21 protein-coding genes are annotated in these 23,488 nt (G+C 69.4%); 12 read left to right on the top strand and 9 right to left on the bottom strand.

Annotated elements, in window-relative coordinates:
* The first annotated feature begins 22 nt into the window (after positions 1 to 22).
* From murJ to trxA, 6 genes are all read left to right on the top strand, one after another.
* A complete protein-coding gene (gene murJ, locus AMK29_RS12190) occupies positions 23 to 2,260 on the top strand; it encodes a murein biosynthesis integral membrane protein MurJ (protein WP_073811678.1) in 2,238 nt (745 codons plus the stop codon).
* Between the two features lie 118 nt (positions 2,261 to 2,378).
* Positions 2,379 to 4,064, top strand: coding sequence for a protein kinase family protein (locus AMK29_RS12185; RefSeq protein WP_073811675.1), 1,686 nt, complete (start codon positions 2,379 to 2,381; stop codon positions 4,062 to 4,064).
* A gap of 26 nt (positions 4,065 to 4,090) precedes the next feature.
* Positions 4,091 to 4,795, top strand: coding sequence for an RNA polymerase sigma factor SigM (gene sigM, locus AMK29_RS12180; protein ID WP_073811671.1), 705 nt, complete (start codon positions 4,091 to 4,093; stop codon positions 4,793 to 4,795).
* A complete protein-coding gene (locus AMK29_RS12175; protein WP_073811668.1) occupies positions 4,792 to 5,733 on the top strand; it encodes a zf-HC2 domain-containing protein in 942 nt (313 codons plus the stop codon). The genes sigM and AMK29_RS12175 overlap by 4 nt, the downstream gene beginning before the upstream one ends.
* Before the next feature lie 139 nt (positions 5,734 to 5,872).
* A complete protein-coding gene (gene trxB / locus AMK29_RS12170) occupies positions 5,873 to 6,838 on the top strand; it encodes a thioredoxin-disulfide reductase (RefSeq protein ID WP_073811665.1) in 966 nt (321 codons plus the stop codon).
* A gap of 46 nt (positions 6,839 to 6,884) precedes the next feature.
* Positions 6,885 to 7,217 (top strand): thioredoxin, encoded by a 333-nt coding sequence (gene trxA / locus AMK29_RS12165; protein WP_107422570.1) that lies wholly within the window; start codon positions 6,885 to 6,887, stop codon positions 7,215 to 7,217.
* Between the two features lie 112 nt (positions 7,218 to 7,329).
* Here trxA and AMK29_RS12160 read toward each other — a convergent pair whose 3' ends face one another.
* The 9 genes from AMK29_RS12160 to rpmH form a co-directional block, all read right to left on the bottom strand.
* Positions 7,330 to 7,947, bottom strand: coding sequence for a GNAT family N-acetyltransferase (locus AMK29_RS12160; protein ID WP_073811663.1), 618 nt, complete (start codon positions 7,945 to 7,947; stop codon positions 7,330 to 7,332).
* Positions 7,948 to 8,110: 163 nt separating this feature from the next.
* Positions 8,111 to 9,211 (bottom strand): ParB/RepB/Spo0J family partition protein, encoded by a 1,101-nt coding sequence (locus tag AMK29_RS12155; RefSeq protein WP_073811660.1) that lies wholly within the window; start codon positions 9,209 to 9,211, stop codon positions 8,111 to 8,113.
* Positions 9,208 to 10,284, bottom strand: coding sequence for a ParA family protein (locus AMK29_RS12150; protein ID WP_073811657.1), 1,077 nt, complete (start codon positions 10,282 to 10,284; stop codon positions 9,208 to 9,210). The genes AMK29_RS12155 and AMK29_RS12150 overlap by 4 nt, the downstream gene beginning before the upstream one ends.
* Before the next feature lie 236 nt (positions 10,285 to 10,520).
* Complete coding sequence (gene rsmG, locus AMK29_RS12145; RefSeq protein WP_073811654.1) at positions 10,521 to 11,237, bottom strand: 16S rRNA (guanine(527)-N(7))-methyltransferase RsmG; 717 nt, start codon at positions 11,235 to 11,237, stop codon at positions 10,521 to 10,523.
* A 117-nt stretch (positions 11,238 to 11,354) separates the two neighbouring features.
* Positions 11,355 to 11,867, bottom strand: a complete 513-nt coding sequence (locus AMK29_RS12140; RefSeq protein WP_073811652.1) for a Jag family protein — start codon at positions 11,865 to 11,867, stop codon at positions 11,355 to 11,357.
* A 29-nt stretch (positions 11,868 to 11,896) separates the two neighbouring features.
* Positions 11,897 to 13,213, bottom strand: a complete 1,317-nt coding sequence (gene yidC / locus AMK29_RS12135) for a membrane protein insertase YidC (protein ID WP_073811649.1) — start codon at positions 13,211 to 13,213, stop codon at positions 11,897 to 11,899.
* A 3-nt stretch (positions 13,214 to 13,216) separates the two neighbouring features.
* Positions 13,217 to 13,543, bottom strand: a complete 327-nt coding sequence (gene yidD, locus AMK29_RS12130; protein ID WP_015034858.1) for a membrane protein insertion efficiency factor YidD — start codon at positions 13,541 to 13,543, stop codon at positions 13,217 to 13,219.
* A complete protein-coding gene (rnpA, locus tag AMK29_RS12125) occupies positions 13,540 to 13,911 on the bottom strand; it encodes a ribonuclease P protein component (protein ID WP_073811646.1) in 372 nt (123 codons plus the stop codon). The genes yidD and rnpA overlap by 4 nt, the downstream gene beginning before the upstream one ends.
* Positions 13,912 to 13,932: 21 nt before the next feature.
* Positions 13,933 to 14,070 (bottom strand): 50S ribosomal protein L34, encoded by a 138-nt coding sequence (gene rpmH, locus AMK29_RS12120; protein WP_007265229.1) that lies wholly within the window; start codon positions 14,068 to 14,070, stop codon positions 13,933 to 13,935.
* Between the two features lie 395 nt (positions 14,071 to 14,465).
* Here rpmH and dnaA point away from each other — a divergent pair, with 395 nt between their 5' ends.
* The 6 genes from dnaA to gyrB all read left to right on the top strand — a co-directional run bounded on the left by dnaA (position 14,466) and on the right by gyrB (position 23,468).
* Positions 14,466 to 16,226, top strand: coding sequence for a chromosomal replication initiator protein DnaA (dnaA, locus tag AMK29_RS12115; protein WP_073811643.1), 1,761 nt, complete (start codon positions 14,466 to 14,468; stop codon positions 16,224 to 16,226).
* A 913-nt stretch (positions 16,227 to 17,139) separates the two neighbouring features.
* On the top strand, positions 17,140 to 18,270 hold the full coding sequence (gene dnaN / locus AMK29_RS12105; RefSeq protein WP_073811641.1) for a DNA polymerase III subunit beta: 1,131 nt from the start codon (positions 17,140 to 17,142) through the stop codon (positions 18,268 to 18,270).
* Positions 18,271 to 18,454: 184 nt separating this feature from the next.
* Positions 18,455 to 19,333 carry a phosphogluconate dehydrogenase (NAD(+)-dependent, decarboxylating) gene (gene gnd / locus AMK29_RS12100; protein ID WP_073811638.1) on the top strand — a complete coding sequence of 293 codons (879 nt, stop codon included), beginning with the start codon at positions 18,455 to 18,457 and terminating at the stop codon, positions 19,331 to 19,333.
* Between the two features lie 57 nt (positions 19,334 to 19,390).
* Complete coding sequence (gene recF / locus AMK29_RS12095) at positions 19,391 to 20,512, top strand: DNA replication/repair protein RecF (protein ID WP_073811635.1); 1,122 nt, start codon at positions 19,391 to 19,393, stop codon at positions 20,510 to 20,512.
* A complete protein-coding gene (locus AMK29_RS12090; protein WP_073811632.1) occupies positions 20,509 to 21,072 on the top strand; it encodes a DUF721 domain-containing protein in 564 nt (187 codons plus the stop codon). The genes recF and AMK29_RS12090 overlap by 4 nt, the downstream gene beginning before the upstream one ends.
* 368 nt (positions 21,073 to 21,440) lie before the next feature.
* Complete coding sequence (gene gyrB / locus AMK29_RS12085; RefSeq protein ID WP_073811630.1) at positions 21,441 to 23,468, top strand: DNA topoisomerase (ATP-hydrolyzing) subunit B; 2,028 nt, start codon at positions 21,441 to 21,443, stop codon at positions 23,466 to 23,468.
* Positions 23,469 to 23,488: the final 20 nt, after the last annotated feature.

Below are 23,488 nucleotides of genomic sequence, written 5' to 3'. Positions count from 1 at the left end.
GGGACGATGAGGTGGGGTAACCATGAACGCGCCGTACGACGGTGACCGCGGCCAGGGCCCGGGCGGCACCGAGCCGTCCGGTGGGACGCCCACGCCGCCTCCCGGCCCCGGCCACCCGCCGGTGCCGCCCCCGCACCGGAGAGACCCCGGCCCACAGGGCCAGGACCCCTACGCGCAGGGCGCCCACCCGCAGAACCCGTACGCCCAGGACCCCTACGTCCAGGACGCGTACACCCACGACCCCTACCGGGCGCGGGACCTCTCGGCGCAGGACCCGGTGACCGAGGCGCTCTACGACCGCGCCGCGCACCCCCCGCCCCCGCCCGGGACCTACCAGGAGCCGCAGCCGCTGTACCAGCAGCCGGCCGCGCCCCAGCACGCCCCCGACCCCCGGGTGTGGGCACAGACCCCCGCGCCGGAGCCCGAAGGGCCCTCGCGCCACCTCCCGTACGGCGACGACGCGCGCACGGTCCAGTTCACCGGCGTCGACGACCTGGTCACCCGGGCCGGCGAGGACCAGCCCGAGCCGGACGCCTTCGCGCACCTCTACCGGGACCAGCAGACCCCCGGCCAGGTGCCCCCGCCCGCCCCGGAGCCGGACCCCATGCCCGCCCCCGCCCCCAAGAAGTCCGGCCGTGCCTCCGGACTGCTGAAGTCCAGTGCGCTGATGGCGGCCGGCACCCTGGTCTCCCGGCTCACCGGCTTCGTCCGCAGCCTGGTGATCACCGGCGCGCTCGGCGCGGCCCTCCTCGGTGACACCTTCACCATCGCCTACACCCTGCCGACGATGATCTACATCCTCACCGTCGGCGGCGGCCTCAACTCGGTCTTCGTCCCGCAGCTCGTCCGCTCGATGAAGAACGACGAGGACGGCGGCGAGGCCTACGCCAACCGCCTGCTCACCCTGGTCATGGTGGCGCTCGGCGCCATCGTGGTCCTCGCCGTCTTCGCAGCTCCCCTGCTCATCCGGCTGATGTCGAACACCATCGCCGACGACGCCGCGGCCAACAGCGTGGCCGTGACCTTCGCCCGCTACTGCCTGCCCACGATCTTCTTCATGGGTGTGCACGTGGTGATGGGTCAGATCCTCAACGCCCGCGGCAAGTTCGGCGCGATGATGTGGACCCCGGTCCTCAACAACATCGTCATGATCGTCACCTTCGGCCTGTTCATCTGGGTCTACGGCACCTCCGCCGAGTCCCACATGGGTGTCCAGACCATCCCGGACGACGGCATCCGCCTGCTCGGCATCGGCACCCTGCTCGGCCTCGTCGTCCAGGCCCTGGCGATGATCCCGTACCTCCGCGAGACGGGCTTCCGCTTCCGGCCCCGCTTCGACTGGAAGGGCCACGGGCTCGGCAAGACGGTCAAGCTGGCCAAGTGGACCGTCCTCTTCGTCCTCGCCAACCAGGCGGGCGTCCTGGTCGTCACCCAGCTGGCCACGGCCGCGGGTGAGGAGTCCGGGAAGAACGGCGCCGGCTTCCTCGCGTACTCGAACGCCCAGCTGATCTGGGGCATGCCGCAGGCCATCATCACGGTCTCCGTCATGGCCGCCCTGCTGCCGCGGATCTCCCGCGCCGCCCATGACGACGACCCCGGCGCCGTCCGGGACGACATCTCGCAGGGCCTGCGCAACTCGGCCGTCGCGATCGTCCCGGTCTCCTTCGCCTTCCTGGCCCTCGGCGTCCCGATGTGCACCCTGCTGTACGCCTCCAGCGGCATCGAGGCCGCCCAGGGCATGGGCTTCATCCTGATGGCCTTCGGCCTCGGCCTGATCCCCTACTCGGTCCAGTACGTCGTGCTCCGCGGCTTCTACGCCTACGAGGACACCCGGACGCCCTTCTACAACACGGTCATCGTCGCCGCGGTCAACGCGGCGGCCTCCGCGATCTGTTACGTCGTGCTGCCCGCCCGATGGGCCGTCGTCGGTATGGCCGCCTCGTACGGACTGGCCTACGCCGTCGGTGTCGGCATCGCGTGGCGCCGCCTCCGCAAGCGGCTGGGAGGCGACCTGGACGGCACCCAGGTGATGCGGACCTACGCCCGCCTGTGCATGGCCTCCGTGCCCGCGGCCGTCGTCTCCGGCGCCGTCGGTTTCGGCCTCCTGAAGCTCCTCGGCGAAGGCGCGTTGGGCTCGCTCGTCGCCCTGCTCGTCGGCGGAGCGGTGCTCCTCGGAGTCTTCTTCGTCGCCGCAAAGCGGATGCGGATCGCGGAGCTGAACACCCTGGTCGGTATGGTGCGCGGACGCCTCGGACGCTGAACCGGCGGTTCCCGCACAACCATCGGGGGGAACCGCGTGTCGTGCATAGCGTCCGACTGTGGGCACAATTGGCTTGGCTGTTGGATGTGGCGCAACGGATGGGGAGGCAGGAACGACGGTGGCGGAACGTAGCACGGCTGCCGTCGACGTGGCCGACAACAGCGGAGACGACCCGCTGACCGCCAAGGCGGACACGGCCGCGACCGACGGGGTGGCGGAAGAGCAGAAGGCGGCGGAGCAGACCGCCGAGGCCACGGAGAAGAAGGCGGTCGAACGACAGAGCGGCGAACAGCCCTCCCCCACGGCTCCCGAACTGCACAGCGGCCACAAGTTGGCCAAGCGCTACCGGCTGGAGGAGTGCGTCACCCGTCTGGACGGCTTCAGCAGCTGGCGTGCCGTCGACGAGAAACTCCGGCGTGCCGTCGGGGTCCATCTGCTGCCCGCGGACCATCCCCGAGCCCGCTCGGTCCTGGCCGCGGCCCGCTCCTCGGCCCTCCTCGGCGACCCTCGCTTCGTCCAGGTCCTCGACGCCGTCGAGGAGAACGACCTCGTGTACGTCGTGCACGAGTGGCTCCCGGACTCCACCGAGCTGACCGCGCTGCTCGCGCTCGGCCCGCTGGAGGCCCACGACGCCTACCAGCTCGTCAGCCAGGTCTCCCAGGCCATGGCCGCCGCCCACCGCGAAGGCCTCGCGCACCTCCGGCTCACACCGAGCGCCGTCCTGCGCAGTTCCACCGGCCAGTACCGGATCCGCGGCCTGGCCGTGAACGCCGCCCTGCGCGGCATCACCGCCGAGCGTCCCCAGCGCACCGACACCGAGGCGATCGGCGCACTCCTGTACGCCGCCCTCACCAAGCGCTGGCCGTACGACAGCGACGCCTACGGGCTTTCCGGCCTGCCCAAGGGCGTCGGCCTGCTCCCGCCCGACCAGGTCCGCGCCGGCGTCCACCGGGGCCTCTCCGAGATCGCCATGCGCGCCCTGGCCAACGACGGGGCCACCGCCTCGCGCCAGGAACCGCCCTGCACCACTCCGGACGAGTTGGCCAAGGCCGTGGCCGCGATGCCTCGGGTGAAGCCGCCGGAGCCGGAGTTCGCCACACCCCCCGAGTACCAGCGCACGACGTACCAGCAGGGCACCTACGGTCGCCCCCAGCAGCGTCCGGCGATCACCCAGCCGGTGATCGTGCCGCCGCCCCCGCTCCAGAGCCGCACCGGCACGGCACTGAAGTGGGCCGTCTCCGCCCTTCTCATCGCCGCCCTCGGCCTGGGCAGCTGGCAGATCGCGGACCGCCTCCTCGCCGAGGAGGCCACCCCCAAGACTCCGGTGACGACGCCGACGGCCGACGAGAAGCCGCCGCCGCCCAAGCCGATCGCCATCGAGTCCGCCGCGGACTTCGACCCGCTGGGCAACGGCGCGGAGAACGGCCAGGTCATAGAGAACGCCTACGACGGCGACCCCAGTACGTCCTGGCACACCGTGAGCTACGCCAGCGCCGAGTTCGGCAATCTGAAATCCGGTGTGGGCATCATGCTCGACCTGGGCAAGGCCCAGGACATCAGCTCCGTCGAGCTGTCGTTCGTGGGGCACACCTCGGTGGAGCTGCGCACCGCGCCCTCCGACGCATCGGAGACGCCCTCATCGGTCGACGCGTTCACGACGCAGGCGTCCGGAGACGGCACCGACGTCACGCTCACACCCACCAAGCCCGTCACGAGCCGATACCTTCTGGTCTGGCTGACGAAGCTGCCCGACAGCGACGGCGGTTTCCGAGGCAAGCTGACCGAGATCAAGATCATGGGCTGACCACCGCACGGGGAGGGAGCTCACCGTTGGACGATCCGATAGACAGGGCCACAGGCGACCAGGAGCTCTTGGCGCTCCACGTCGCCGGGCATCCGGACGCCTTCGGTGAGCTCGTGCGGCGCCATCGGGACCGGCTGTGGGCGGTCGCCCTGCGGACCCTGGGGGACCGCGAGGAAGCCGCTGATGCCGTCCAGGACGCCCTGATCTCCGCCTTCCGGGCCGCCCACACCTTCCGCGGCCAGTCGGCCGTCACCACCTGGCTCCACCGCATCACGGTGAACGCCTGTCTCGACCGCGCCCGCAAGACGGCCTCCCGCAGAACCTCACCCGTCGACGACTCCGACCGGTTCGAGCAGCTCCTCGAACCCCACGAATCGGCCGAGGCACCCGTGGAACGACAGGATGTCCACCGGGAGGTCCTCGCAGCACTCGCAGCTATCCCCGCCGACCAGCGTGCCGCCCTCGTCCTGGTCGACATGCAGGGATACCCGGTGGCGGAGGCGGCCCGTATCCTCGGCGTTCCCACCGGCACCGTGAAGAGCCGCTGCGCGCGCGGGCGGGCACGGCTGCTCCCGATGGTCACTCATCTGCGCGCCGACACCGTGGGTAACGATGCCTCCGAGGGGGGAAGGAACCGGACGCCGGGGACATCCGTCCCACCGGTGCCGGGGCCTACGGATTCCGGACCGACTGATCCAGCTGCTGTGAAGGGCGGAGGTGGGCGCGCGTGACTTCCACGACCGGCAAGGCCGACACGACACAGCACCCGGACGTCTCGGAGATCTCCGACCTGACCGAGGGGCTGCTCTCCCCGAGCCGCTCCGCCGCCGTGCGCCGCCATCTGGACGCCTGCCCCCTCTGCGCCGATGTACGCACCTCCCTGGACGAGATCCGGGGCCTTCTGGGCACCCTGCCCGGGCCGCCCCGCATGCCCGCTGAGATCGCCGGCCGCATCGACGCCGCCCTCGCCGCCGAGGCCCTCCTCGACGCCACGACGCCGGAGAGCGAGAGCGACGCCCCCGTTTCACGTGAAACATCGCGCACCCGGTCCGAGAAGGCCGCCGCCCCCTCGCGGCCCCCCGTCGCGGACCGCCCCGCCGGACGTCCCGGCGCCTCCACCGGTCCCGCCCGGACCAGGCGACCCCGCCGCCGGATCGCGCTGCTCTCTACGCTCGGCGCCGCTTTCGGTGCCGTCGTGCTCGGAACGAGCCTCTACCTCAGCCAGGCAGGGAACATGACCGCCGGAGGCGACGCCGCGGACACCCGGAAGGCCGACACGGTCGCCGGAGCCACGCTGACCCCCTTCTCCGGTGCTCCGGTCGAGGACCGTGTCCACGCGCTCCTGGCCGAGGACAGGACCCTGAGGACACCCCAGGGAATCGGACCCGAGTCGATGTCCGCCGAAACGAAGACCACCACCCCCCAGCGGAACAGGGACAGCGGCGTCCCCGGCTGTGTCCTGGCCGGCACGGGGCGCACCGACACGGTGCTCGGCCATGAGCGAGGCGTGTACCAGGGGCAGTCGGCGTATCTGGTCGTGCTGCCCGATCCCGCGGACAGCACCCGGGTCCAGGCCTATGTGCTCGACGCCTCCTGCGCCGACCGGGCCACGGCCGGCGGAAGTCCAGCCGCCGATCTCCTGTTCAGCCGGACGTATCCCCGCTCCTGACCTCGCTCGTCGTCCTACTGCGGTGCCGTGCGGCCGTCCCGGGAATGTACGCCCCTTAGGATCCGTTGGGTGGGGTGAGAGCGACCGAGACAACCGCCCCCGTAGGCAGTGGCAGTCTGCAGAGACGAGGAAGAAACCCGTGAGCGACGTCCGTAACGTGATCATTATCGGCTCGGGGCCCGCGGGTTACACCGCAGCGCTCTACACCGCCCGAGCGTCGCTGAACCCTCTGGTCTTCGAAGGTGCCGTCACCGCGGGTGGCGCACTGATGAACACGACCGAGGTCGAGAACTTCCCCGGCTTCCGTGACGGCATCATGGGCCCGGACCTGATGGACAACATGCGGGCCCAGGCCGAGCGCTTCGGCGCCGAGCTGGTCCCGGACGATGTCATCGCCGTGGACCTCACCGGCGAGATCAAGACCGTCACCGACACCGCCGGCACCGTGCACCGCGCCAAGGCCGTCATCGTCACCACGGGCTCCCAGCACCGCAAGCTCGGCCTCCCGAACGAGGACACGCTCTCCGGCCGCGGTGTCTCCTGGTGCGCCACCTGCGACGGGTTCTTCTTCAAGGACCAGGACATCGCCGTCGTCGGCGGCGGCGACACCGCGATCGAGGAGGCCACCTTCCTCTCCCGCTTCGCCAAGTCCGTCACCATCGTCCACCGCCGCGACACCCTCCGTGCCTCGAAGGCCATGCAGCAGCGTGCCTTCGCCGACCCGAAGATCTCGTTCGCCTGGGACAGCGAGGTCACCGAGATCCACGGCGAGCAGAAGCTCAGCGGACTGACCCTGCGTGACACGAAGACCGGCGAGACCCGCCAGCTTCCCGTCACGGGCCTCTTCATCGCTGTGGGCCACGACCCGCGGACCGAGCTCTTCAAGGGCCAGCTGGAGCTCGACGAGGAGGGCTACCTCAAGGTGGCCGCCCCGTCGACGCGGACGAACCTCACCGGTGTCTTCGGCGCCGGCGATGTCGTCGACCACACCTACCGCCAGGCCATCACGGCCGCCGGCACCGGCTGCTCCGCCGCGCTCGACGCCGAGCGTTTCCTGGCCGCCCTCGCCGACAGCGAGAAGCTGGCCGAGACCCCCGCGGTCTGACCCCCGTCTCTCCCCACCCACACCCCGCGAGATCAAGGAGGCCGCTGTGGCCCTGAAGACTGTGACCGACGCTTCCTTCGAAGACGACGTCCTCAAGAGCGACAAGCCCGTCCTGGTGGACTTCTGGGCGGCCTGGTGCGGCCCCTGCCGTCAGATCGCCCCGTCGCTGGAGGCCATCGCCGCCGAGCACGGCGAGATCGAGATCGTGAAGCTCAACATCGACGAGAACCCGGCCACGGCCGCCAAGTACGGCGTCATGTCCATCCCGACGCTGAACGTGTACCAGGGCGGCGAGGTCGTGAAGACGATCGTCGGCGCCAAGCCCAAGGCCGCCATCCTGCGCGACCTTGAGGGCTTCGTCGAGCCGACCAAGGCCTGACGCTCGCTCGCCGTTTCACGTGAAACACAGCTGCTGTTTCACGTGAAACACACAGAGCTGGAACCCAGACGGCCCGCCCCTTCCGGGGGCGGGCCGTTCTCGTCTCCTCAGGTTAGAGCGGTCGCAGGACAGGCTCCTTCTGTACGGCGCCGAGAAGTCGGTCCAGGGCCATCTCGACGTCCTCCTTCCAGGAGAGCGTCGTCCGCAGCTCCAACCTCAGTCGGGGAAAGGCCGGATGCGGCCGCACCGTCTTGAAGCCCACCGCCAGCAGATGATCGACCGGCAGCACACAGGCGGGTTCCTTCCACCGAGCGTCTCCGAACGCCTCGATGGCCTTGAACCCCCGTCGCAGCAGATCCTTCGCCACCGTCTGCACCATGACCCGGCCCAGCCCCTGACCCTGGTAGCCGGGCATGATCCAGGCGGTCATCAGCTGAGCGGCATCGGCGGCCACGGGACTCGTCGGAAAGGCCGTCGAGCGCGGCACATAGGCCGGGGGAGCGTAGAGCACATAGCCGACCGGAACGTCGTCGACATAGACGACCCTGCCGCAGGATCCCCATTCCAGCAGAACGCCGGAGATCCAGGCTTCCTTCTCCAGCTCCGGCCGCCCGGCCTTCACCGCGGCCTCTCCGCTGACCGGGTCCAGCTCCCAGAAGACGCAGGAGCGACACCGTTGGGGCAGGTCCGGAAGGTTGTCCAGCGTGAGCGGTACGAGCCGACGCCCCACAGCCGCTCCTCACTTCCCTCGCCATCGAGTACGGATACGCCTCTTGGAATCGTATCGATCAGGCGATCGGGGGGACAGCGCTCACAGGCAAAGGGCGGGCCGCGTTCCGGTGAAGACCGGAGCAGGACCCGCCCCTGGGCGGCCTCACCTACAGCGGGAAGGCTCAGCCCTCCGTGCTCTGTTCGGCGTTCTTCTGGTCCATGACCCGGCCCTCGCCGGGAGCCAGCGTCGAGAGGATCCGCTCCAGGTCCTCCATCGAGGCGAACTCGACGACGATCTTGCCCTTCTTCTGCCCCAGGTCGACCTTCACCCGGGTCTCGAACCGGTCCGAGAGCCGGGAGGCCAGTTCCGTCAGCGCGGGCGAGACACGGCCGCCGGCGCGCGGACCCTTCGGCTTGACCGTACCGACGGGCTCCTCGGAGCCCATGAGACTCACGATCTCCTCGACGGACCGCACCGACAGGCCCTCGGAGACGATCCGGTACGCCAGCTTGTCCTGGGATTCCGGGTCCTCCACACCGAGCAGGGCGCGCGCGTGCCCGGCGGACAGCACTCCCGCGGCGACCCTCCGCTGCACCGGCGGCGAGAGCCGCAGAAGACGCAGCGTGTTGGAGATCTGCGGGCGCGACCGCCCGATCCGCTCCGCGAGCTGGTCATGAGTGCAGCCGAAGTCCTTGAGCAACTGCTCGTAGGCGTGCGCCTCTTCGATCGCGTTCAGCTGGGCACGGTGAAGGTTCTCCAGCAGTGCGTCCAGGAGCATCTTCTCGTCGTCGGTGTCCCGGACGATCGCGGGGATCCGCTCAAGACCGGCCGCCTTCGACGCCCGCAGGCGACGCTCACCCATGACGAGCTCGTAGCGCTCGTCCTCCACCTTGCGCACGACCACCGGCTGGAGCAGGCCCACCTCCTTGACGGAGATGACGAGCTCCGCCAGAGCGTCCTCGTCGAAGACCTCACGCGGCTGGTGCCGGTTGGGAACGATGGCGTCGAGCGGAAGCTCAGTGAAGTAGGCACCGGCCGGAGGTTCCGGCCGCGACACCGCCTCGACTGCGTTCCACGAGGGCGTGGACTCCGGCGACTGCGCGCTCTGCGGCAGCGTCGCCAGCTTCGCCGCCGCGACCCCTCGGCCCGAGGGCGGGGCGGGGGCCACGCCGGGGGAGGCCACACCCGCTCCGACGCCGGCGGTCGGCGTCTGTCGTTCCTGGGGAGCAGCGGGAATCAGCGCACCGAGCCCACGCCCCAATCCCCTACGTCGCTCACTCACTGGATCCCCTCCGACATGCTGCGCTGGTTGTTCTGGTGCCCTACATGGGCGTGCTGCGGGTCGTAGTGCACGGCGGCCCCCCGCAGGGCGATCTCACGAGCCGCTTCGAGATACGACAGGGCACCGCTGGAGCCCGGGTCGTAGGTGAGCACCGTCTGCCCATAGCTCGGGGCCTCCGAGATACGGACGGACCTCGGAATGCTGGTCCGCAGCACCTCCTCGGCGAAGTGGGTGCGGACCTCGTCGGCGACCTGGGAGGCGAGCCTCGTCCGGCCGTCGTACATGGTGAGCAGGATCGTCGACACATGGAGCGCCGGGTTGAGGTGCCCCCGGACCAGGTCGACGTTCCTCAGGAGCTGTCCGAGCCCCTCCAGCGCGTAGTACTCGCACTGGATCGGGATCAGTACCTCGGCTCCGGCCACCATGGCGTTGACCGTGAGCAGACCGAGCGACGGCGGGCAGTCGATCAGGATGTAGTCCAGCGGCTGCTCGTAGGCCTGGATCGCCCGCTGCAGCCGGCTCTCTCGCGCCACCAGCGACACCAGCTCGATCTCCGCGCCAGCGAGGTCGATGGTGGCGGGGGCACAGAAGAGGCCCTCGACGTCCATGACCGGCTGCACCACATCGGAGAGCGGTTTGCTGTCGACGAGGACGTCGTAGATCGAGGGGACCTCGGCGTGGTGGTCGATACCCAGTGCCGTGGAGGCGTTGCCCTGCGGGTCCAGGTCGATGACCAGGACCCGGGCACCGTGGAGGGCCAGGGACGCGGCAAGGTTGACCGTCGTGGTCGTCTTGCCCACGCCGCCCTTCTGATTGGCGACCACCATCACGCGAGTCTGCGCCGGGCGGGGAAGTCCCTCACCGGCACGACCCAAGGCTTCTACTGCCAGCTGGGCAGCACGACCAATGGGGGTGTCGTCCATCGGGGGCGGTGTTTCACGTGAAACATCCTCCCCCACCGATTCGGTTCGGGGACCGGGGACCGGATCGGTCATCGGTCCCGCGATGTTGGCGTCGGACCGCAAGGATTCACTCTCCTCGGCTTCAGGCTCGCGATGGGGAGAGCCTGCCATGCTTTCGGGGTCGCGAACCAGCGAGGCCGGTGGTTCTGTGGGTGAATCCACCTCTGTGGACATCTCCGTAACCCGCGCGGGTGGCTTCACACGGGGTCGACGGTCCCGGGGCGTGGCGGCCGCGCGACCGCGGCTGATGATCCCCTGCAGCAGTGAGCGACGTTTCACGTGAAACACCATGCCCCTGCTGCCCGCCCGGGGCCGTTCGACACTCCGAAATGGTACGTATGCGACAGTCAGCGGCGTCGGCGGGTCTTGCTCGTCCGGGCGGCCTTGGCCCGCTTCGCCGCGAACCGCACACCACCCGGGCTCTCGCCGACCTCTACCCGGACGACGGTGGACAGCGGATCGACGATCCCCTCACCCACGTGAAGCACCGAGGTCTCCACCACACCGAGGCGGGAGAGCGCGGCACGAGCACCCACGATCTCCTCCTCCGCGGTATCGCCCTTGAGCGCCAGCATCTCCCCGTACGGACGCAGCAGGGGGACGCCCCAGCCGGCCAGCCGGTCCAGCGGCGCCACCGCGCGAGCGGTCACCACGTGCACGGGCGTGATCTTGCCGAGCATCTCCTCCGCACGTCCCCGGACCACGGTCACATGATGGAGTCCGAGCAGCTCGACGACCTCCTGGAGGAAGTTCGTCCGACGGAGAAGCGGCTCCAGGAGCGTGATCTTCAGGTCGGGCCGGACCAGTGCCAGGGGGATACCAGGAAGGCCGGCGCCCGAGCCCACGTCGCAGACGGTGACGCCCTCGGGGACGACCTCCGAGAGGACAGCACAGTTCAGCAGGTGGCGCTCCCAGAGCCGCGGGACCTCGCGGGGGCCGATCAGACCCCGCTTCACACCCGCGTCAGCGAGGAGCTCGGCATACCGCACGGCCTCCGGGAAGTACTCACCGAAGACTGTCCGCGCCTGCTCCGGAGCCTCGGGGAGCTCCGCTGCCTCCGTCACGGGAACCGTCCTTCCGTACCGCACGCTTCGCGTGCGAGCGCACTGTGGTGGCTGACTATCAGGCTGACAAAGATCGGCCCCGCCTGCGAACAGACGGGGCCGACACTACGTGAGGGTTCAGGCCGGGAGCACGACGACGAAGCGCTGCGGCTCCTCGCCCTCGGACTCGCTGCGCAGACCGGCGGCGGCGATCGCGTCGTGGACGACCTTGCGCTCGAACGGCGTCATCGGGTCCAGCTTGACCGGCTGGCCGGTGGACTTCACCTCGATCGCGGCCTTGGCGCCCAGCTCGGCGAGCTCGGTGCGCTTCTGGGCACGGAAACCGGCGATGTCGAGCATCAGACGGCTGCGGTCACCGGTCTCCCGGTGCACGGCCAGGCGCGTCAGCTCCTGGAGGGCCTCCAGGACCTCGCCGTCGCGGCCCACGAGCTTCTGCAGCTCACGGCTGCTGGAGTCGCTGATGATCGAGACCGCGGCCCGGTCCGCCTCGACGTCCATGTCGATGTCGCCGTCGAGGTCGGCGATGTCGAGCAGACCCTCGAGGTAGTCGGCCGCGATCTCACCCTCCTGCTCAAGGCGGGTCAGGGTGTCGCCACCCTCGGCGGCGGCGGAGGTGGTGCCTTCCGTCACGGATGGACTCCTTCTTGCTTCGGCGAGGCTTACTTCTTGGAGGACGGGTGCTTGGGCCGCTGCTGGCCCTTGCGCTGACCGGACTTGCCCTGACGGGAGCCTCCGGAGTTGGCACGGCTCGGACGCGCGGGCTTGTCTCCCGCCTCGTCCTTCGGCTCGCCCTTCGCGGCGGTCTTGGCCGGACCCTGGGGCTTCTTCTCGAGCGAGGTGGTCGCCTCGACGGCGGCCGGCTCGGAGATTTCCTCGGTGTCCTTGACCGCGGCCTGGGCCGCGGCGGCCTGACGCTGGGCCTTGGTCTGGCGCTTGGGCTGCTGACGCCTGGCGGCGGCTCCGCCCTCGGCCTCGGCGGCGATGGTGTCGCTCTTGATCACGGTGCCGTCGGCCTGGGGGGCGAAGCCCGCCTTGGCGAGACCCGTGAAGAAGCGGCGCTCGTTCTCGTTGCGGTCGCTGCCCTTGGCGACGATCACCTTGACGATGGCCTTGCGGCGACGACCGCGGACCTCGCCGTGGGTGGTGATGCTCTTCAGCAGGCGCTGGAGGTAGGAGTCCTGCGCCTTGCTGCCCGGCGTCGGGTTCTGGTTGATCACGTACATCTGCTGGCCCATGGTCCACACGTTGGTGGTCAGCCAGTAGACGAGGACACCGACGGGGAAGTTGATGCCCATGACGGCGAAGATCACCGGGAAGATGTACATGAGCATCTTCTGCTGCTGCATGTACGGGGTCTTCACCGAGAGGTCGACGTTCTTCATCATCAGCTGGCGCTGGGTGAAGAACTGCGAGGCCGACATCATGATGATCATGATCGCGGTGACGATGCGGACCGAGGTGATCGAAGCGTCGAGAGCGGCGACATCGGCGGCGCTGTCCGTGAACTTCGAGGCCAGCGGGGCGCCGAAGATGTGCGCCTGCCGCGCGCTGTCGAGCAGCGACTGGTTGATGACACCGACGGTGTCGCCCTCGGCGATGTTGGAGAGCACGTGGTACAGCGCGAAGAAGAAGGGCGACTGCGCAAGGATGGGCAGGCACGAGGAGAGCGGGTTGGTACCCGTCTCCTTGTACAGCTTCATCATCTCTTCGGACTGACGCTGCTTGTCGCTCTTGTAGCGCTCCTGGATCGCCTTCATCTTCGGCTGGAGCGCCTGCATGTTCCGCGTCGACTTGATCTGCTTGACGAACAGCGGAATCAGACAGATACGGATCAGCACCACCAGGCACATGATCGACAGGCCCCAGGCCCAGCCCGTGTCAGGACCGAAGATCGCCCCGAACAGTTTATGGAACTGGACGATCACCCATGAGACAGGTGTGGTGATGAAGCTGAACAGACTGGCAATCGTGTCCACTAATCAGGCTCCTTGAGCATTGGGCGAGGTCTCTGCGGCCGGGCTCGTCTCGGCGGTGGACCCGCCCTTGTCGCCGCGCAGCGCGTTCCTCAGCATTTCGTGCCAGCGGGGGCGCTTACGCGGGGGGACGTGGTCCACACCACCGGGCGACCACGGATTGCACCGCAGGATGCGCCAGGCGGTCAGGGCCGTGCCCTTGATCGCGCCATGCCGGTCGATGGCCGTGAATCCGTAGTGGGAACACGACGGGTAGTACCGGCAGACGGGGCCCAGGAGTGGGCTGATCGTCCACTGGTACAGCTTGATGAGAGCCAGCAGCGGGTACTTCATCGCGTGCCCCCTCCCAGCAGCCGCTGGAGAGCGGCGTCCAGGTCTCGGGCCAGCTGTGCGTGGTCGGCGTCGCCGGCTCCGGGCAACGCCCGTACGACCACCAGGCTACCGGGGGGCAGCTCGGAGAGCCGGTCGCGGACGAGATGGCGGAGGCGACGCTTGACCTGGTTGCGCACGACCGCGCCGCCCACGGCCTTGCTCACGACGAAACCCGCACGTGCCGGGGAAGCGCTCTCCCCAGGCGCGTGCGGGTTCGTTGCACCGCTGCGTAGGTGGACGACGAGGAGCGGGCGACCGGCCCGGCGACCTCGGCGTACCGCGGTTGCGAAGTCCTCGCGCCGCCTCAGCCGATTCTCGGTAGGCAGCACGTCATGACCTGTTTAAGCGGATCAGGCGGACAGCGCCGAGCGACCCTTGGAACGGCGGTTCGCAAGGATGGCGCGACCGGCACGCGTCCGCATCCGCAGGCGGAAGCCGTGGGTCTTGGCGCGACGACGGTTGTTCGGCTGGAAGGTGCGCTTGCTCACTCGGGGGCTCCAGAAATGATTCGTAGATGGCGGGACATCGCCTGGCTGTCACCGTGCGCCCACGAGTAGCTCGCAATACGCCCGAGTGCACCGCTTCACGATCACAGACCGTGATCTTTGCCCATCGGAGGCAGGCGGCAGCAGCCATCGACAACTCGACCTGGTTACGGTACGCGCGGCTACGCCATCCGGTCAAACCGACCTGTCGCCGCCCCCCATTGTGCACAGGCTGTGGACAACAACTTGAACCACGTCAGCCGCCGCGACTACCGTGGACGGACTCCACATTCTTTTCCGTTCTGTCCCACCTGTCCTCCTGGACCCGTCCTCACGGACACCGACCCACCGTCCCCCGAGAACCACACCATCGTGGGACCTGCGAGAAAGCGTGCCCTGTGGCTGACGTTCCTGCCGATCTTGCCGCAGTCTGGCCACGCGTCCTCGAGCACCTCCTCGCCGAGGGTCAGCAGGGGATCGAGCCGAAGGACAAGCAGTGGATCGAGCGCTGCCAGCCCCTGGCCCTGGTCGCGGACACCGCGCTGCTCGCCGTGCCCAACGAGTGGGGCAAGCGCGTCCTCGAAGGCCGGCTCGCTCCGTTGATCAGCGAGACGCTGAGCCGTGAGTGCGGCCGTCCGATCCGGATCGCGATCACCGTGGACGACTCCGTCGGCGAGCCGACGCCGCCGGCGCCCCCCGTCCAGCAGCAGTCCCGGTACGACGAGCGCGCGCAGCCCGAGCCGTACGAGAAGTACGAGGGGTACGGCCACCGGCCGATGCCCGACGACGGACTGCCCACCGCGCGCCCCGCGTACCCCGACTACACGCAGCAGCGGCCCGACCCCGGCGCCTGGCCGCGTACCCAGGAGGACCTGTCCTGGCAGCAGCCCCGGATGGGCGGCTACCAGGAGCGGGCTCCGTACACCGGTCCCGAGCAGCCCCGGCAGTCGCGTTACGACGAGCCGCCCCGGGGTTACGAGTCGCAGCGGCCCGAGCGCGGCGAGCTGCCCGAGCCGCAGAACCACGGGGGCCGTCCCGGTCCCCGCCCCGGCGGCCCCGGGGGTGTGCCGGGCGGCGGCCACGGTTCCCCGTCCTCCGCGCAGGGCTCCGGCGCTCCCGGCGAGCAGCACGCGCGGCTGAACCCCAAGTACCTCTTCGACACCTTCGTCATCGGTTCCTCGAACCGCTTCGCGCACGCGGCCGCCGTCGCGGTCGCCGAGGCGCCGGCGAAGGCGTACAACCCGCTCTTCATCTACGGCGAGTCGGGTCTCGGCAAGACCCACCTGCTGCACGCGATCGGACACTACGCGCGGAGCCTCTACCCCGGCACGCGCGTGCGGTACGTGAGTTCCGAGGAGTTCACGAACGAGTTCATCAACTCGATCCGCGACGGCAAGGGCGACGCCTTCCGCAAGCGCTACCGCGATGTGGACATCCTTCTCGTCGACGACATCCAGTTCCTCGCGAGCAAGGAGTCGACGCAGGAGGAGTTCTTCCACACCTTCAACACCCTGCACAACGCGAACAAGCAGATCGTGCTCTCCTCGGACCGGCCGCCCAAGCAGCTGGTGACCCTGGAGGACCGCCTGCGCAACCGCTTCGAGTGGGGCCTCACCACCGATGTGCAGCCGCCCGAGCTGGAGACGCGCATCGCGATCCTCCGCAAGAAGGCGGTGCAGGAGCAGCTCAACGCCCCGCCGGAGGTGCTGGAGTTCATCGCCTCCCGGATCTCGCGGAACATCCGTGAGCTGGAGGGCGCGCTGATCCGGGTGACGGCCTTCGCCAGCCTCAACCGGCAGCCGGTGGACCTGGGACTCACCGAGATCGTCCTCAAGGACCTCATCCCGGGCGGCGAGGACTCGTCACCGGAGATCACGGCCCCGGCGATCATGGCGGCCACGGCGGACTACTTCGGCCTCACGGTGGAGGACCTCTGCGGATCCTCGCGCAGCCGAGTCCTGGTGACGGCCCGGCAGATCGCCATGTACCTGTGCCGCGAGCTCACGGACCTGTCGCTGCCGAAGATCGGCGCGCAGTTCGGCGGCCGTGACCATACGACGGTGATGCACGCGGACCGGAAGATCCGCGCGCTGATGGCCGAGCGGCGCTCCATCTACAACCAGGTCACCGAACTCACCAACCGCATCAAGAACGGCTGACCCCACAGCGACGAGCCACGGCCGGCAACCAGCGACCGACGCACAGCCGGCGAACGGTCGGCGCACGGCTGACGCACGGCCTCAGCGGCCTCCGAAGGGCGCTCCGGGACACCTCCCGGAGCGCCCCTTCGGCGTCTCCGGAGCCCTCCCGCGGGACTGTGCACAGCTGTGTACGGGGTCGGCGCGGCAGCCGGGCTGTTCGATTACTCCGTTCCGGTGGCGGGTTCTCCACAGATTGGGGGATGATCTCCCGTCCACAGGGTGGGGACTGTCGAGTTATCCGGATCGTGTCCACAGGCAGGCTTGGTGACAGATCATCACCCCAGGTCAGGCACTTGTGGAATTGTTGGTAAAAGATCTCCACAGGCTGTGGATGAAAGTTTCGTCCACAGGAGGCGCCGACGGTTGTCCACTGGCTGCCCACAGGGCCGGGTCCGTTGCCCACAGCTTCTCCACACCCCTGTCCACTGTTCGGCAACGAATCACCCCCTCTCACCGCGTCGAGTGAAAGCGGTCACACCAAGGAGGACGGTTGGGCTGTGGGGAACGTGGGTAAAGCTGGGGACAGCGCTGGGGAGAACTCCCCATGGCCTGTGTACCGGGTGTGCAGAACTTTCGGGTGTCCACAGAGAACCCCAGTTGTCCACCGGCTCCACCCACAGGCGCGGTGGACAAAAAAACGGGTCTGACCTGCGCAGATGGCGTTATCCACCGTTTCCACAGGCCCTACTACTACTCCCACATAGAGTTAGCCCGGAATCCGCTTCGAAGTGGGACCTGTGCACAACTCGGCGCCGGAGCTCCGACGCCCTCTCGTCGCGACTTGACCCCGAGCAGCGACGAGTGTCGGCGGCGTACGTCAGACTGGTTCCCGCAGTCGACGAAGAGCCAGCAACAGCAGGAGGCGGTTCCGGTGAAGATCCGGGTGGAGCGCGATGTACTCGCGGAGGCGGTGGCCTGGGTGGCCCGCAGCCTTCCGGCCCGTCCGCCGGCGCCCGTGCTCGCGGGCCTTCTGCTGAAGGCCGAGGACGGCGCCCTGAGCTTCTCGAGCTTCGACTACGAGGTCTCGGCCCGCGTCTCCGTCGAGGCGGAGGTCGAGGAGGACGGCACCGTCCTGGTCTCCGGCCGCCTGCTCGCCGACATCTGCCGCGCCCTCCCCAACCGTCCCGTGGAGATCTCCACAGACGGTGTACGGGCGACCGTGGTCTGCGGCTCCTCCCGCTTCACCCTCCACACCCTGCCGGTGGAGGAGTACCCGGCGCTGCCGGAGATGCCCACCGCGACCGGCACCGTCCCCGGTGAGGTCTTCGCCTCCGCCGCCGCGCAGGTGGCGATCGCCGCCGGCCGTGACGACACGCTGCCCGTCCTCACCGGTGTGCGCATCGAGATCGAGGGCGACACGGTCACCCTGGCCTCCACCGACCGCTACCGCTTCGCGGTCCGCGAGTTCCTGTGGAAGCCGGAGTCCCCGGACGCCTCCGCGGTCGCCCTGGTGCCCGCGAAGACGCTCCTGGACACCGCCAAGGCGCTCACCAGCGGCGACACCGTCACCCTGGCGCTCTCGGGCTCCGGCAAGGGCGAGGGCCTCATCGGCTTCGAGGGCGCGGGCCGCCGCACCACCACCCGGCTGCTCGAAGGCGACCTGCCGAAGTACCGGACGCTCTTCCCCACCGAGTTCAACTCGGTCGCGGTGATCGAGACCGCTCCGTTCGTCGAGGCCGTCAAGCGCGTGGCCCTGGTGGCCGAGCGCAACACCCCGGTCCGGCTGAGCTTCGAGCAGGGCGTGCTGATCCTGGAGGCGGGCTCCAGCGACGACGCACAGGCTGTGGAGCGGGTCGACGCGCAGCTGGAGGGCGACGACATCTCGATCGCCTTCAACCCGACCTTCCTCCTGGACGGCCTGAGCGCGATCGACTCCCCGGTCGCCCAGCTCTCCTTCACGACCTCCACGAAGCCGGCGCTGCTGAGCGGCAAGCCGGGCGTGGACGCCGAGGCGGACGAGGCCTACAAGTACCTGATCATGCCGGTGCGGCTGAGCGGCTGACGCCCGCGGTTCCTGCCGGGGGTCCGGGGGTCGTCCTCCGGGAGGGCACAGGATGCCGGTCCGGCTCCCCGGATGAGCCTTCGGGGCGGCCGTCGACTGAGCGGCTGACCCCACAGGTGTGCACCCGGGTCCCGGCGTAGGCTCGGACCCGGGTAAACCGCACACGACGCTTAAGGAATCTCTGATGGAGCTCGGTCTCGTCGGTCTCGGCAAGATGGGCGGCAACATGCGTGAGCGCATCCGCCGCGCAGGCCACACCGTCATCGGATACGACCGCAACCCGGACCTCGCCGATGTCCACAGCCTCGAAGAGCTTGTGGGCAAGCTCAAGGGGCCCCGCGTCGTGTGGGTCATGGTCCCGGCCGGTGCCGCGACCCAGTCCACCATCGACGAGCTCGGTGCCCTGCTCTCCCCCGGCGACATCGTCGTGGACGGCGGGAACTCGCGCTGGACGGACGACGAGAAGCACGCCGAGGAGCTGGCGGCCAAGGGCATCGGCTTCGTCGACTGCGGCGTCTCCGGCGGCGTCTGGGGCCTGGAGAACGGCTACGCGCTGATGTACGGCGGCGACGCCGAGAACGTGGCGCGGGTCCAGCCGATCTTCGACGCGCTCAAGCCCGAGGGCGAGTTCGGCTCCGTCCACGCGGGCAAGGTCGGCGCCGGCCACTTCGCGAAGATGGTCCACAACGGCATCGAGTACGCGATGATGCAGGCCTACGCCGAGGGCTGGGAGCTCCTGGAGAAGGTCGACTCCGTCACCGACGTGCGCGAGGTCTTCCGCTCCTGGCAGGAGGGCACGGTCATCCGTTCCTGGCTGCTCGACCTCGCGGTGAACGCGCTGGACGAGGACGAGCACCTGGAGCAGCTCCGCGGCTTCGCCCAGGACTCCGGCGAGGGCCGGTGGACCGTCGAGGCCGCCATCGACAACGCCGTACCGCTGCCGGCGATCACCGCGTCGCTGTTCGCGCGGTTCGCCTCGCGGCAGGACGACTCCCCGCAGATGAAGATGATCGCCGCGCTGCGCAACCAGTTCGGTGGCCACGCGGTCGAGTCCAAGAAGTAATCCACAGGCTGTGCACCCGGCGGTGCACAGCAGCCGGGGGAAGGTCGGCGCACCACCATGCACGTCACGCATCTGTCGCTGGCCGACTTTCGCTCCTACGCCCGGGTCGAGGTCCCGCTCGACCCGGGCGTCACCGCTTTCGTGGGCGCCAACGGCCAGGGCAAGACCAATCTGGTCGAGGCCGTCGGCTATCTCGCGACCCTCTCCAGCCATCGCGTCTCCACCGACGCCCCGCTCGTCCGGATGGGCGCGGAGCGCGCGGTGATCCGTGCCGCCGTCACCCAGGGCGAGCGCTCCCAGCTGATCGAGCTGGAACTCAACCCCGGCCGGGCCAACCGTGCCCGTATCAACAGGTCCTCGCAGGTCAGGCCGCGTGACGTGCTCGGCATCGTACGGACCGTGCTGTTCGCGCCGGAGGACCTCTCCCTGGTGAAGGGCGACCCCGGCGAGCGCCGGCGCTTCCTCGACGAGCTGATCACGGCGCGCACGCCCCGCATGGCCGGCGTGCGCTCCGACTACGACCGCGTGCTCAAGCAGCGCAACACGCTCCTGAAGTCCGCGGCGATGGCCCGGCGGCACGGCGGACGCGGCATGGACCTGTCCACCCTGGACGTCTGGGACCAGCACCTGGCGCGGGCCGGCGCGGAGCTGCTCGCGCAGCGGCTCGATCTGATCGCCGTCCTGCAGCCGCTCGCGGACAAGGCGTACGACCAGCTGGCGCCCGGCGGCGGACCGATTCTGCTGGAGTACCGGCCCTCGGCGCCCGGCGCGGGACACACGCGCGAGGAACTCTACGAACAACTGATCGCCGCGCTCGCCGAGGTGCGCAAGCAGGAGATCGAGCGGGGCGTCACCCTGGTCGGGCCGCACCGGGACGAACTGCTCCTCAAGCTCGGCGAGCTGCCCGCGAAGGGGTACGCCAGCCATGGCGAGTCCTGGTCGTACGCGCTGGCGCTGCGGCTCGCCTCGTACGACCTGCTGCGCTCCGAGGGCAACGAGCCGGTCCTCGTCCTCGACGACGTCTTCGCCGAGCTGGACGCGCGCCGCCGCGAGCGGCTCGCGGAGCTGGTGGCGGGCGGCGAGCAGGTCCTCGTGACGGCGGCCGTGGACGACGACGTGCCGGGGGTCCTCGCGGGGACGCGGTACACGGTGGCCGACGGGACGGTGGAGCGGGCATGAGCGACGAAAAGCTTCCACAGCCTGTGGACACGCCTTCGGCTCCCGCCGTCCCCGAGGCCTCCGGCGTCGATCTCGCGCGGGTCGCGCTGCGCGCGGCCAAGGAACAGGCGAAGGCCAAGGGCGCGGCGGCCCAGCAGAAGAAGCAGGCCCGGCGCGGCGGCGGCCTGCGCTCCGGCGCGCGCGCCGACGGACGCGACCCCATGGCGCTCGGCGCGGCGATCAACCGGCTGATCACCGAGCGGGGCTGGGAGACGCCGGCGGCCGTCGGTGGAGTGATGGGCCGCTGGCCGCAGATCGTCGGCGAGGACCTGGCGAAGCACTGCGTACCGCTGAAGTACGACGACGAGCCTGACGCGCGTGTGCTCACCGTGCAGTGCGACTCGACGGCCTGGGCGACGCAGCTGCGCCTCCTCGCGCCCCGGCTCGTGGCCCGGCTCAACGAGGACCTCGGTCACGGCACGGTGCGGGTGATCAAGGTGCTGGGTCCGGGGGCTCCGCGTCGGGGCTACGGGCCGCTGCGGGCGCCCGGGTCCGTGGGACCTGGGGATACGTACGGGTAACTTCCGCGGGGCGGGTCCCCGAGGCCGCGGGTCCGAGCCGAGGACGCCGCGCGACGCCGTCGTGCCCGCCCGTTCCGCCCCGGCGGAACGCGTGCCCGCGAGGCGGTGCACCCGGCGGTCGTGACGCGGGCGGACCCGACGCCCACTACGCGCTACGACCCGAAGCGCTGGGTGGCCGTCAGGGGGCTCTGGAGCCCCTGTCCGGATATGGGGAGTCGTCTCGCTCCCGCTCAGGGCGGCACATGCGGACTCAGGGACCGGCAAACCCCCATGAGTGTCAGCGCTACCGGTAGACTGGGAGACAATCCCGCCACCCTGCGGAACATGTCGAACGACGCAGCCGCTCCCGTATGCCCGGAGAACGGCTTGTGCTGTGCCAGAAAGGGCGCTTCGTGGCCGATTCCGGCAACCCCAACGAGAACAACCAGTACACCGCCAGCAATATCCAGGTCCTCGAAGGCCTGGATGCCGTGCGCAAGCGCCCTGGCATGTACATCGGCTCGACCGGAGAGCGCGGTCTGCACCACATGGTGCAGGAGGTCGTCGACAACTCGGTCGACGAAGCCCTGGCCGGCCACGCCGACACCATCGACGTGACGATCCTGCCCGACGGCGGCGTACGCGTCATCGACAACGGCCGCGGCATCCCGGTGGGCATCGTCGCCTCCGAGGGCAAGCCCGCCGTCGAGGTCGTCCTGACCGTCCTGCACGCGGGCGGCAAGTTCGGCGGCGGCGGCTACGCCGTCTCCGGCGGTCTGCACGGTGTCGGTGTGTCCGTCGTGAACGCCCTGTCCACCAAGATCTCCGTCGAGATCAAGACGGACGGTCACCGCTGGACGCAGGACTACAAGATGGGCGTCCCGACCGCCCCGCTCGCCCAGCACGAGGCGACCGACGAGACCGGCACCTCGGTCACCTTCTGGGCCGACCCGGACATCTTCGAGACCACCGAGTACTCCTTCGAGACGCTCGCGCGCCGCTTCCAGGAGATGGCCTTCCTCAACAAGGGCCTCACCCTGACGCTCACGGACGAGCGCGAGTCGGCCAAGGCCACGGTCGGCGCCGACGACCCGGAGGCCGAGGCCGCCGAGCCCACCGCGCGCACGGTGAAGTACCACTACGAGGGCGGCATCGTCGACTTCGTGAAGTACCTCAACTCGCGCAAGGGCGAGCTGATCCACCCCACCGTGATCGACCTGGAGGCGGAGGACAAGGAGAAGAGCCTGTCCCTCGAGGTCGCGATGCAGTGGAACAGCGGCTACACCGAGGGCGTGTACTCCTTCGCCAACATCATCCACACCCACGAGGGCGGCACGCACGAGGAGGGCTTCCGGGCGGCGCTGACCTCGCTGATCAACAAGTACGCGCGCGACAAGAAGCACCTCCGCGAGAAGGACGACAACCTCACGGGTGACGACATCCGCGAGGGTCTGACCGCGATCATCTCGGTCAAGCTGAGCGAGCCGCAGTTCGAGGGCCAGACCAAGACCAAGCTGGGCAACACCGAGGTGAAGACCTTCGTCCAGAGGGCGGTCTACGAGCACCTCAACGACTGGCTGGACCGCAACCCGATCGAGGCCGCGGACATCGTCCGCAAGTCGATCCAGGCCGCCACCGCGCGTGTGGCCGCCCGCAAGGCGCGCGACCTGACCCGTCGCAAGGGCCTCCTGGAGTCGGCGTCGCTGCCGGGCAAGCTCTCCGACTGCCAGTCGAACGACCCCTCCAAGTGCGAGATCTTCATCGTCGAGGGTGACTCCGCCGGCGGCTCGGCCAAGTCCGGCCGCAACCCGATGTACCAGGCCATCCTGCCGATCCGCGGCAAGATCCTGAACGTCGAGAAGGCCAGGATCGACAAGATCCTGCAGAACACCGAGGTCCAGGCGCTGATCTCGGCCTTCGGCACCGGGGTCCACGAGGACTTCGACATCGAGAAGCTCCGCTATCACAAGATCATTCTTATGGCGGACGCCGACGTCGACGGCCAGCACATCAACACCCTGCTGCTGACCTTCCTCTTCCGCTTCATGCGGCCGCTGGTCGAGGCCGGTCACGTCTACCTCTCCCGTCCGCCGCTCTACAAGATCAAGTGGGGCCGGGACGACTTCGAGTACGCGTACTCGGACCGGGAGCGGGACGCGCTCGTCGAGCTGGGCAAGCAGAGCGGCAAGCGGATCAGGGAAGACTCGATCCAGCGCTTCAAGGGCCTCGGCGAGATGAACGCCGAGGAGCTGCGCGTCACCACCATGGACGTCGAGCACCGCGTGCTCGGCCAGGTCACCCTGGACGACGCCGCGCAGGCCGACGACCTGTTCTCGGTGCTGATGGGCGAGGACGTCGAGGCACGCCGCTCGTTCATCCAGCGCAACGCCAAGGACGTTCGCTTCCTCGACATCTGAGTCGGTCTCAGCTGACCGTA

Source organism: Streptomyces sp. CB02261 (genome assembly GCF_001905665.1).
In the GTDB taxonomy this organism is placed as follows: domain Bacteria; phylum Actinomycetota; class Actinomycetes; order Streptomycetales; family Streptomycetaceae; genus Streptomyces.
Note: the sequence above shows the minus strand (reverse complement) of the source record. Positions and strands in the feature narration are given on the sequence as shown.

Bases quoted from the DNA above. Each gene is read 5' to 3' on its own strand.
- murJ (WP_073811678.1), top strand. From the start codon at position 23: ATGAACGCGCCGTACGACGGTGACCGCGGCCAGGGCCCGGGCGGCACC.
- AMK29_RS12150 (WP_073811657.1), bottom strand. From the start codon at position 10,284: ATGGCAGGCTCTCCCCATCGCGAGCCTGAAGCCGAGGAGAGTGAATCC.
- yidD (WP_015034858.1), bottom strand. From the start codon at position 13,543: ATGAAGTACCCGCTGCTGGCTCTCATCAAGCTGTACCAGTGGACGATC.
- gnd (WP_073811638.1), top strand. From the start codon at position 18,455: ATGGAGCTCGGTCTCGTCGGTCTCGGCAAGATGGGCGGCAACATGCGT.
- recF (WP_073811635.1), top strand. From the start codon at position 19,391: ATGCACGTCACGCATCTGTCGCTGGCCGACTTTCGCTCCTACGCCCGG.
- AMK29_RS12090 (WP_073811632.1), top strand. From the start codon at position 20,509: ATGAGCGACGAAAAGCTTCCACAGCCTGTGGACACGCCTTCGGCTCCC.